The sequence below is a fragment of the Romboutsia sp. 13368 genome (genome assembly GCF_018336475.1).
GTDB lineage: Bacteria > Bacillota > Clostridia > Peptostreptococcales > Peptostreptococcaceae > Romboutsia.
Genome location: NZ_CP048741.1, coordinates 2,179,025 through 2,189,190 on the forward strand (window position 1 = coordinate 2,179,025; position 10,166 = coordinate 2,189,190).

The 10,166-nt window shown below is 28.5% G+C and carries 7 protein-coding genes and 1 other annotated feature; all 7 genes read right to left on the reverse strand.

The genetic code is table 11. The features are described from left to right. Positions 1 to 173: 173 nt before the first annotated feature. A complete protein-coding gene (locus tag G3997_RS09095; protein WP_296645463.1) occupies positions 174 to 2,585 on the reverse strand; it encodes a DUF3656 domain-containing U32 family peptidase in 2,412 nt (803 codons plus the stop codon). Between the two features lie 95 nt (positions 2,586 to 2,680). After that, the gene (gene zapA / locus G3997_RS09100; RefSeq protein ID WP_296645464.1) at positions 2,681 to 3,289 is read right to left on the reverse strand and encodes a cell division protein ZapA; all 609 of its coding nucleotides are present in this window, start codon (positions 3,287 to 3,289) and stop codon (positions 2,681 to 2,683) included. Positions 3,290 to 3,311: 22 nt separating this feature from the next. Then, positions 3,312 to 5,702 carry a phenylalanine--tRNA ligase subunit beta gene (pheT, locus tag G3997_RS09105; protein ID WP_296645465.1) on the reverse strand — a complete coding sequence of 797 codons (2,391 nt, stop codon included), beginning with the start codon at positions 5,700 to 5,702 and terminating at the stop codon, positions 3,312 to 3,314. Positions 5,703 to 5,718: 16 nt separating this feature from the next. Further along, positions 5,719 to 6,738, reverse strand: a complete 1,020-nt coding sequence (gene pheS / locus G3997_RS09110) for a phenylalanine--tRNA ligase subunit alpha (RefSeq protein ID WP_296645466.1) — start codon at positions 6,736 to 6,738, stop codon at positions 5,719 to 5,721. Positions 6,739 to 6,921: 183 nt separating this feature from the next. Then, positions 6,922 to 7,151, reverse strand: a binding site (T-box leader). A 51-nt stretch (positions 7,152 to 7,202) separates the two neighbouring features. Next, entirely contained in the window at positions 7,203 to 8,000 is a 798-nt protein-coding gene (locus tag G3997_RS09115) for a TrmH family RNA methyltransferase (protein ID WP_296645467.1), read from the reverse strand. A gap of 2 nt (positions 8,001 to 8,002) precedes the next feature. Then, complete coding sequence (locus tag G3997_RS09120) at positions 8,003 to 8,674, reverse strand: potassium channel family protein (RefSeq protein WP_296645468.1); 672 nt, start codon at positions 8,672 to 8,674, stop codon at positions 8,003 to 8,005. 39 nt (positions 8,675 to 8,713) lie between these two features. Continuing rightward, positions 8,714 to 10,090: a TrkH family potassium uptake protein gene (locus tag G3997_RS09125; RefSeq protein ID WP_330616132.1), complete on the reverse strand. Its 1,377-nt coding sequence runs from the start codon at positions 10,088 to 10,090 to the stop codon at positions 8,714 to 8,716. Between the last annotated feature and the right edge of the window lie 76 nt (positions 10,091 to 10,166).

A 10,166-nucleotide genomic window follows, 5' to 3' on the forward strand; every position in this document is an offset into this window, starting at 1 on the left:
ACTATACTTATAATCAATAAGTATTTCTATTATTTCAAATTTTTTAGCCTTTAAATTATTAATGCTCTGGATAATCTACCCAGAGCATTATTTAACTTTTATTATTTTGTAATATTATCATATTTATTAAATATAGTCAATTTAGCACATTATTATCCTATAAKTATTCTACATTATTCTACACCTTTATAATAGTGTCCTGCTGTTGTTCCTTTTTCATCTAATTTATTATAAAGTTTAGTAGCTTTACTCCCTAATTTATATCCATTAGATAATACTTCTTGATATGCTTCTATAACCTCTTTAACAGTATCTTTATCTTCTAATGTAAAGTCTAATCTAAGTACATTTATACCTATTTCATGTAATTCATATAAGTTATCTAGCATACAAGTTACATTTGAATTATATATTGTACTTCTACAGAATATATCTTGTGAAACTCTAAATTCATCTCCTTTAGAGTTTCTTAAAGCATATATACTTTCTTTACATTTAGCAACTCTTTTATCTTTTTTACAGTCACGAACTATTACTCCCATAGGACAGTATTCTGTTATCATAAGTGGAGTGTATCCATAAACTACAGATTCTATATTTATATCAGTATACTTTATTGTTTCTTTTATCTCATTTATATTTAATTCTTGAGATATACATAAAGTATCTGCTCCTATTTCTTTATAGTAATTTATAGTTTCACTATTAAATGAGTTTAAGTAGTAATCTATATTTAATTCTTTACCTTTAAAGTAATCTATTGATCCATAATTTCCTACTTGTACAGATTCAACACCTGCATTGTTAGCCTTAGCTAAATGATTATATTCTTTATTTCTTATTATTCTAGGAGCAGAGTATATTACTTTTTTATTATATTTAATAGCTAAACTCATAGCCTTATCTATTGTGTTAGTATCTTCGTAATATATTCTATCTATGTTACACTCTAGTGCACTTTCTAATTGTTCTAGATTTTTTACTTTAACAGATATTTCTTGTTCTTTATTTCTATTGTATTGTACAGGGTTGTACTTTACTTTCTTGTCTTTGTATTTTCTATCTTTTATACTTATTCTTTCTTGGTCTAAAGCTTCAATACAATCTCTTCTCATTTGATTTAATAAACTAACTGGTAAACTAACATTATCATCTAATTCTATTTCTAATGTATCTAGTTCATAAGGTGTATTTCCAAGTTTTCTTAGTTGAGTTTCTACTTTTTCTTTACTTAAGGCTACTTTCATAGCTTCTTCAACTATTTTATCACCTTCTATAGTTGCCTCATTATTATGTCTATCAGCTAATGTAAGTATTGGTTTTTGACCTAGTTTTATAGTTATTTTTGCATCAATTATATTTTTTACAAATTCCTTATCTTGTGTAAATGTAGCTTGAACTCTATCCATTAATTCACTATCAGATGTTTTAAATACTATTTGTCCTTTTCTTGCTTCTCCAACAAAGTCTAATTCAATAGTTTCACCCTTATAGCCTATAGTTTCTATATTTCCATTTTTTATTATTCTACCTATAGTACCTCCACCAAGGTTTATACCATCACCTTTTTTAAGAGTATTTGCAAGCTTTATTTTTAATCTTTTTGCTTTTTTATTATAATCTACTACTGTACCTACATATAGTCCTTGGTTATTAGGAAGTTGTGAGTTCATCATATCCTTACCTACATCACCTAGTAATAATCCCTTAGTGAATTTTCTATTGAATATTGTGTATAAATCACTTATTGTTTCATCTGAAACATTTAATTTATTTGTAGCTAAATATTCATCTATAGTTTTTCTATAACCATCTATAACAGTTGCAACATACTCTGGTCTTTTCATTCTACCTTCTATTTTAAGAGAATGTACTCCTGCATCTATTATTTTATCAATTTCTTCTATTGTATTTAAATCTTTAGGACTTAATAAATAATCTCCATTGCTATTTACAACTTCTCCTGTATATACATCAACAAGTTCATATCTTTGTCTACAAGGTTGTGCACATCTTCCTCTATTACCTGAACGATTACCTATCATAGAACTCATTAAACATTGTCCTGAATAACATACACATAATGCTCCATGAACAAAAACTTCTATGTCAGCTTTACAGTTATCACATATATGTTTAATTTCTTCTACTGTAACTTCTCTTGCAAGTACTACTCTATCAAATCCTACACCTTCTAAATATTTAACATCTTCTAGTGAATGTGCAACCATCTGAGTACTTGCATGTAATTCAAAATCAGGTAACTCTCTTTTTATAAGTCTTGCCATACCTATATCTTGAAGTATTATTGCATCTACATCTATATCATATAAAAATTTTGCATATTCTAAAAAATCTTCAATTTCATTTTCTTTTCTTAATGTATTTGTAGTTACAAAAACTTGTACTCCTCTTATATGTGCATACTTTACAGCTTGTTTTAATTCATCTCTATCAAAATTATTTGCAGATGCTCTTGCTCCAAAATCTTTTCCTCCTAGATACACTGCATTTGCTCCATTTTGTACTGCTGCTTTTAATGCTTCAAAAGACCCCACGGGTGCTAATAATTCTACGTCTCTCATTTTATCCTCCTTTAAGGAATATTTCTTATAAATATATAATATCCTTAAATATTAAAATTAAAACCTTCAGGTTACCCTGAAGGCTTAATTTGTTGTTATCTAGTTGCTTTATAGAATTTTAATTCATTTTCAATCTCTATTTTCTCCAATTGTACCCTATATGCATCATTTTGGAACTTCGAAGACATTTGTTCGGCAACTCTAGCTTTTTCTTCAGCAATTTTAGTTAAATCCTTAAGCTCATCATTTTCAACTTTATATGTCTCAATTTCTTTATCTTTAGATTGTACATCACTTTCTAACTTAGAAATTRTACTTTTTTGTTCTTCGATTAATTTATTTAACTCATCTATCTTGCTTTTTAAATCTTCTTCAGATTTAGCTTTACCTTGTAGAGATAATTCTAATTTTTTCATCTCTAGCTTTAATTCTTCTTCTCCATTTCCAACCTTTTTCTTAAGTTCTTCATTTTCTTTTAATAAGTCATCATTTTCATCACAACATTCAAAGAATATATTTGCTATATTTATAGCTGATAATATTGATGCTGATGATGTACTTAATTTTGGATTTGCAGTTGTTATTTTTCTGATTTCCTGATCAACATATCTTGCTACTTTTAGCATATATTCTTCTGGTTTTGGACCTACCATTGGATATTCAGAACCATTAATATTTACTATAACTTTATTTAATTCACTCATACTAACACGCCCCCTACGTTAGTTAGTTTGATCTTAAGTTTGCATTTAATTTTTCACTTAGCTCACTTAATATCTTATCATGTACTTTTGCTACATCTTCATCAGTTAAAGTTTTATCCTTACTTCTATATGTTATAGAATACGCTATAGACTTATAACCTTCCTCTATTTGAGATCCTTTATAAACGTCAAATAATTTATAGCTTTCTACTAAGTCTTGTCCATTAGCTTTTATTATATCTTCTATTTGCTTAACAAATACTTCATCTTTAACTATTAATGCTATATCTCTAGATGTAGATGGATATTTTGGTAATGGATTATATGATTTAGTTAAAGTTAAGTTTTCAAATACTGTATCTATGTTTATTTCAGCAACATAAACTCTTTGACCTAAGTTGTAGTTTTCTATAACATCTGGATGTAATTCACCAAAAGTTCCTATATATATATTATTATACACTATTTTTGCACATCTTCCTGGGTGGAATGTTAAATTTGTAGTTTCAGGTTCTATTTCATAACCTTTTAATCCTGCATTATTAAGTACAGATTCTACAACACCTTTTAATACAAAGAAGTCTACTTCTTTACCATACATTCCTACACAGTATTTCTTAGTTTCTACTGGTAATCCTTCTTGTGGTGTAAATGTATTTCCACATTCAAATGCAGATACTTCTTCTACTTTATGAGATATATTTGTAGATATAACATCTAACATATTAGGTATTAAAGTAGTTCTCATTACAGAAGTTTCTTCACCTAATGGGTTTATTATCTTAACAAAGTTTCTCTTTTCATCATCACATGCTAAGTTTATTTTGTCTACGCCTCTTGGGCTTACAAATGAATATGTTAATATTTCATTTAATCCACAAGCTATTGAGTTAGCTTTTACACTGTCTATGAATTTTTGCTTATCAGTTTTAACACCTGCAGTAGCATTTCCTTCTAAATCAGCAGCTGGTATATTATCATATCCATATATTCTAGCTATTTCTTCTAATATATCTGCATCTTCAGTTATATCTAATCTAAATGTTGGTACTTCTAATTCTAATACTTCTGAAGATACTAAGTTACATTTGAATTCTAAGCTTTCTAATATATTTATGAATTGGTCCATAGGTACATTAACACCTAATAATTTATTTATTCTTACTGGGTTAACAGTTACTTTTTGAACTTCTTCTTTTTGTGGGTAATGGTCAAGCATTCCATTAAGAACTCTACCACATCCTAATTCTTCTATTAATTGACATGCTCTATTAACAGCAACTTCTGCTAAGTTTATATCTATTCCTTTTTCAAATCTTGAAGATGCTTCTGTTCTAAGACCTAATTTCTTAGATGTAGCTCTTATGTTTTCTTTAGCAAAACTTGCACCTTCTATTAATATTGATGTTGTTGTATCTTTTATTTCTGAGTTTTCTCCACCCATTATTCCTGCTAAGTCTAAAGTTTTATCTTGGTTTCCTATTACTAACATATCTGATGTTAAAGTTCTTTCAACACCATCTAATGTAGTAAACTTTTCACCTTCTTCAGCCATTTTAACAGTCATCTTATTGTATTTTATATCATCTAAATCAAATGCATGAAGTGGTTGTCCAAGTTCTAACATAACATAGTTTGTTATATCTACTATGTTGCTTATCGGTCTCATTCCAGCTTCTATAAGCTTTCTTTGCATCCAGTATGGAGATGGTCCTACTTTAACATCCTTAACAACTTTACCGCAGTATCTTTTACATAAATCTGTTTGTATATCTATTTCAAATTGCATTTCTTCATCTGAACCATTTACTTTTATTTCTGGATATTTTAATTCTTTTCCTAAAGTAACAGCAGCTTCTCTAGCTATACCTATTATAGATCTACAGTCTGGTCTATTTGAAGTTATTTCAAATTCTATTAATGCATCATTTATTCCTAAAACTTCTCTTACATCTGTTCCTAGCTCAAATGAATCTTGATGGTCTAATATATATATTCCATCTTTTTTGTGTTCTTCAACAAATGCAGATGGTATAGTTAATTCTTCAGCACCACAGAACATCCCTTCTGATAATACTCCTCTTAACTTACCTTTCTTTATTTTGAAGTCTCCAGGTAATACTGCACCTATTCTAGCAACTGGTACATAATCTCCTACTTTTATATTTGTAGCATTCGTTACTATTTGAAGTATTTCTCCGTTTGCAACTTCAACTTTTGTAACTTTTAATCTATCTGCATCTGGATGTTGTTCTATTTCAAGTATTTTACATACTTCAACCCCATTTGTTTCTTTTCCAAAGTAATCTACTTTCTCAACCTTTGACCCTGTCATAGTCATCATATCAGCAAATTCTTGTGTATCTACATCTATATCAACATAGTCTCTAAGCCATTTTAAAGGTACTAACATATTCAAACCCTCCTAATTAAAATTGATCTAAAAATCTCATATCATTTTCGAATAATAATCTTATATCATCTATTTCATATTTAAGCATAGTTATTCTATCTACACCCATACCGAAAGCAAATCCACTATAAACTTCTGGATCTATTCCACAGTTTCTAAGTACATTTGGATGAACCATACCTGCACCTAATATTTCTATCCATCCTTCTTGTTTACACATAGGACATCCAGCACCTTGACACTTAAAACAAGTAACGTCTACTTCTGCACTTGGTTCTGTGAATGGGAAGTTGTGTGGTCTAAATTTAGTTTTTGTATTTTCTCCGAATAACTTCTTAACGAACATATCTAATGTTCCTTTTAATTGAGCCATWGTTACATCTTTACCAACTACAAGTCCTTCTATTTGATGGAACATTGGTGAATGTGTAGCATCTGGAGCATCAAATCTGAAACATCTTCCTGGAGCTATTATTTTTATAGGTAATTCTTGACCTTTCATAGTTCTAACCTGAACTGGAGATGTTTGAGTTCTAAGTAATAATTCACTATTTATGTAGAATGTATCACTCATATCTCTAGATGGATGGTCTATTGGTGCATTTAATGCATCAAAGTTATTCTCTACTGTTTCAACTTCTGGACCTTCACCTATAGAGAATCCCATTCCCATAAATATTTCACTTACTTCATCTATTATTTGAGATATAGGATGTTTCTTTCCTACTTTTACAGCTTTTGCTGGCATAGTAACATCTATAACCTCTTCAGCTAATTTTCTTTGTTTTTCTATAGATTTTAATTCTTCTTTCTTTGAAGATATACTTCCTTCTATAGATTCTCTTACTTTGTTAGCAACTTGTCCTATAACTGGTCTTTCTTCTGCAGATAACTTACCCATTTCTTTAAGGATAGCAGTTATTTCACCTTTTTTACCTAAGTACTTAACTCTTAGACTTTCTACAGCTTCTATACTAGAAGTATCTTTAATTTCATTTAAAGCAGCTTCTTGTAAATTAAGTAATTTTTCTTGCACTATTAATCATCCTTTCACTATTTATTTACATATTAAAAAAGCCCTTCATCCCAATCTAGGGACGAAAGACTATTATTTCGCGGTACCACCCTAGYAGYTTMWWRTWAWWWAWKTMAWWYYWCYTGCACTATTAATCATCCTTTCACTATTTATTTACATATTAAAAAAAGCCCTTCATCCCAATCTAGGGACGAAAGACTATTATTTCGCGGTACCACCCTAGTAGTTTAAAATTATAAATTTTAAACCACCTCAAATAAACTTAACGCGTTTTAACGTTAAAGCCTACTATTAATTTCAGCTTTAATACTCCAGAGCGAACTTCTTTTAAATGCTTAGAAAGTACTTTCAGCCATGGTACTTATCTCTGAACTAAGTTAATTCAAAATACTTTTCTCTTTCATTGTATTTCAAAGTATAGTTTTTAATTAATTATAACATATTAAATATGATATTAACAACTTCTAAACTAAGTATTTTTTAATTTCATACATTAATATTGCAGAGCTTATTGCTGCATTTAAAGACTCTGCCTTTCCGTATATAGGTATTTTAACCAGTACATCTGATTTTGATACTAATTCATCATTTATTCCATTAGCTTCATTACCTATTACTAATGCAGTTTTATAGTTGTACTCTACTGTATTATAATAATTATTTGTATCTAAGTAACTTGATACTATATCAAAGTTCTTTAATTTAAGAATTCTTATTGCTTCTTCTTGAGTAGCATGAATTACATTCATATCAAATATAGAACCCATAGTTGATCTTATTACCTTTGGATTGTATATATCAACACATCCTTTTAATGCTATTATTGCATCTACTCCAGCTGCATCTGCAGTTCTTATTATTGTTCCCATATTACCTGGATCTTGTATTCTATCTAATATTAATACAAATCTATTATCATCAGTTAAGTTTTCTTCTAAACTTCTTTGTTTAAATTTAACAACACCTATTATACCTTGAGTATTTTCAGTATCTGTTAAATCTTCAAATATTTTATTTGTAGTTTTATATACTCTTATATCTTTACTCTTTAATATATCTAAGAAATCTTTATGTTCTTGTTTTTTTTCAAAATCTTCATTTATAAATACATAATCTAACTTTGCTTTGCATTCTATAGCAAGAGTTAATATTCTATATCCTTCTATTATAAATTTTGATTCTTTGCTTCTATTTTTTGATTTTAATAATGATTTAGTATATTTTACTTTGTCATTATCCTTAGCTGTTATCATCATAGACATAGCTATTTTCTCCTAATTATATCTTTATTTTCTGAAGTAATACTACTTATATTACTACTTTGTCCTATTAAAACTAATATACTTCCTTCTTTAAGTTGCTCAGTAGGATGCGGAGTTACATTTATACTCTTTCCATTCTTTATCGCAAGTATACTAATTTCATATTTTGCTCTTAAATCTAATTCTATAAGTGTTTTTCCTACCCAACTCTTTGGTGTAACTGTTTCTACTATAGAATATTCTGGGTCTAACTCAATATGGTCAAGTATATTATCTGAAACTAGGTTATGAGCAACTCTAACACCCATATCTCTTTCAGGGAATACCACTCTATCAGCTCCTATTTTATAAAGAACTTTTGCTTGTAATTCATCCTTTGCTTTACAAACAATTTGAGATACACCCATTTCTTTAGCTATAAGTGTAGCCATTATAGATGCCCTTATATCTGAGCCTATTGCTATTATTGCTACATCAAAATTTCCTAATCCAATTGATCTTAAAGCTAGCTCATCTGTAACATCTACTATAGCTGCATGTGTAACTTTGTCAACTATATTTTGAACTATTTCTTCACTCTTATCTATAGCCATTACTTGATGACCTAATAGATGCATAGTTGTAGCTACTGAAGATCCAAATCTTCCACATCCTATAACTATATATTGTTTCATAACTTTTACCTCTCCATATACTAAATAAATTTATTTTATTTATCCAACTATTATTTTACCTTCTGGGTATCTAATAGGAGGATTTTTCTTTATTCCTTTTGATGTTAATGCCATAAATATAGTTAAAGATCCAACTCTACCAATAAACATAAACATTATTATAAATATTTTTCCTAAAACACTTAAATTTGGACTTCCACCTATACTAAGCCCAACAGTGGCAATAGCAGATACTACTTCAAATCCAACTTCAAGTATACTAAAATCTGGATCTGTTATAGATATAATAAGAGTTCCTATTAAAAATAGAGTTATACCTATAAAAAATATTCCAAAAGATTTTTTAACAGTAGTTTCGCTTATCCTTCTTTGATAAACCTCTATATCTTGTTTTTGAAATATAAATGATTTAACTGTTAACACTAATGTAGCTATTGTAGTTGTCTTTATTCCTCCACCTGTAGATGCTGGAGATGCTCCTATAAACATTAATATCATCATTAAAAATATACTACACTCTCTCATAAGCCCTAAATCTATTGTATTAAATCCAGCTGTTCTAAGTGTAACTGATTGGAAGAACGATGCTAATATTTTGCCTCCAAAACTTAAATTTCCTAAAGTTTCTGGATTATTAAACTCTAGTGCAAATATAAATACCATTCCAAATAATATTAAAGTAACAGTACTAAAAATTACTATCTTTGAATGTAAGTTTAATTTAGATAGCTTTTTATTTTTTATAACATCTAAGATAACAGGATATCCTATTCCACCTAATATAATTAACAATGATATTGTAATCGATATAGTGAAATTATTTACATAAGATGTAAGTGATGAAAACGGACCACTAACAACTCCCATTAAGTCAAATCCTGCATTACAAAATGCTGATATAGCATGAAATATACTATACCAAATACCTTTTAAGATTCCAAACTGTGGTATAAACACAGTTGATAATAATAATGCTCCTGTTCCCTCTATTAAAAAAGTTGTAAGTAATATGTACCTTGTTAATTTAACTAATCCAGATAAGTCTATTTGATTTAAAGATTCTTGTATTAAAAGCCTTTCTCTTAAATTTATTCTTTTCTTGATTATTAAAGCAAACAATGTTGTCACAGTCATAAAACCTAATCCACCAATTTGTATTAAGGTTATAATTATTAGTTGTCCAAAAAAGCTCCAATACGTAGCCGTGTCTACTGCAACTAAACCTGTGACACAAACTGCTGAAGTTGATGTAAATAATGAATCTAAAAAACCTATACTTTCTCCATTTTGAGTAGATATTGGCATACTCAATAAAATTGCTCCTACTAATATTATAATAGCATATCCTATTACCATTATTTGAGTAGGTTTCATTTTATTTATAACATCAGAAATTTTCCTAATAATTTTTTTCACTATTTTATACCCTCCTTTGTTTTTTGGGATTAATTTCAAAATAGTTAATAATTATTATTTTATTATATTCCAAAAC

Coding starts and splice junctions, on each gene's coding strand:
- G3997_RS09120 (WP_296645468.1), bottom strand. CDS start 8,674: ATGAAACAATATATAGTTATAGGATGTGGAAGATTTGGATCTTCAGTA.
- G3997_RS09115 (WP_296645467.1), bottom strand. CDS start 8,000: ATGTCTATGATGATAACAGCTAAGGATAATGACAAAGTAAAATATACT.
- pheT (WP_296645465.1), bottom strand. CDS start 5,702: ATGTTAGTACCTTTAAAATGGCTTAGAGACTATGTTGATATAGATGTA.
- G3997_RS09095 (WP_296645463.1), bottom strand. CDS start 2,585: ATGAGAGACGTAGAATTATTAGCACCCGTGGGGTCTTTTGAAGCATTA.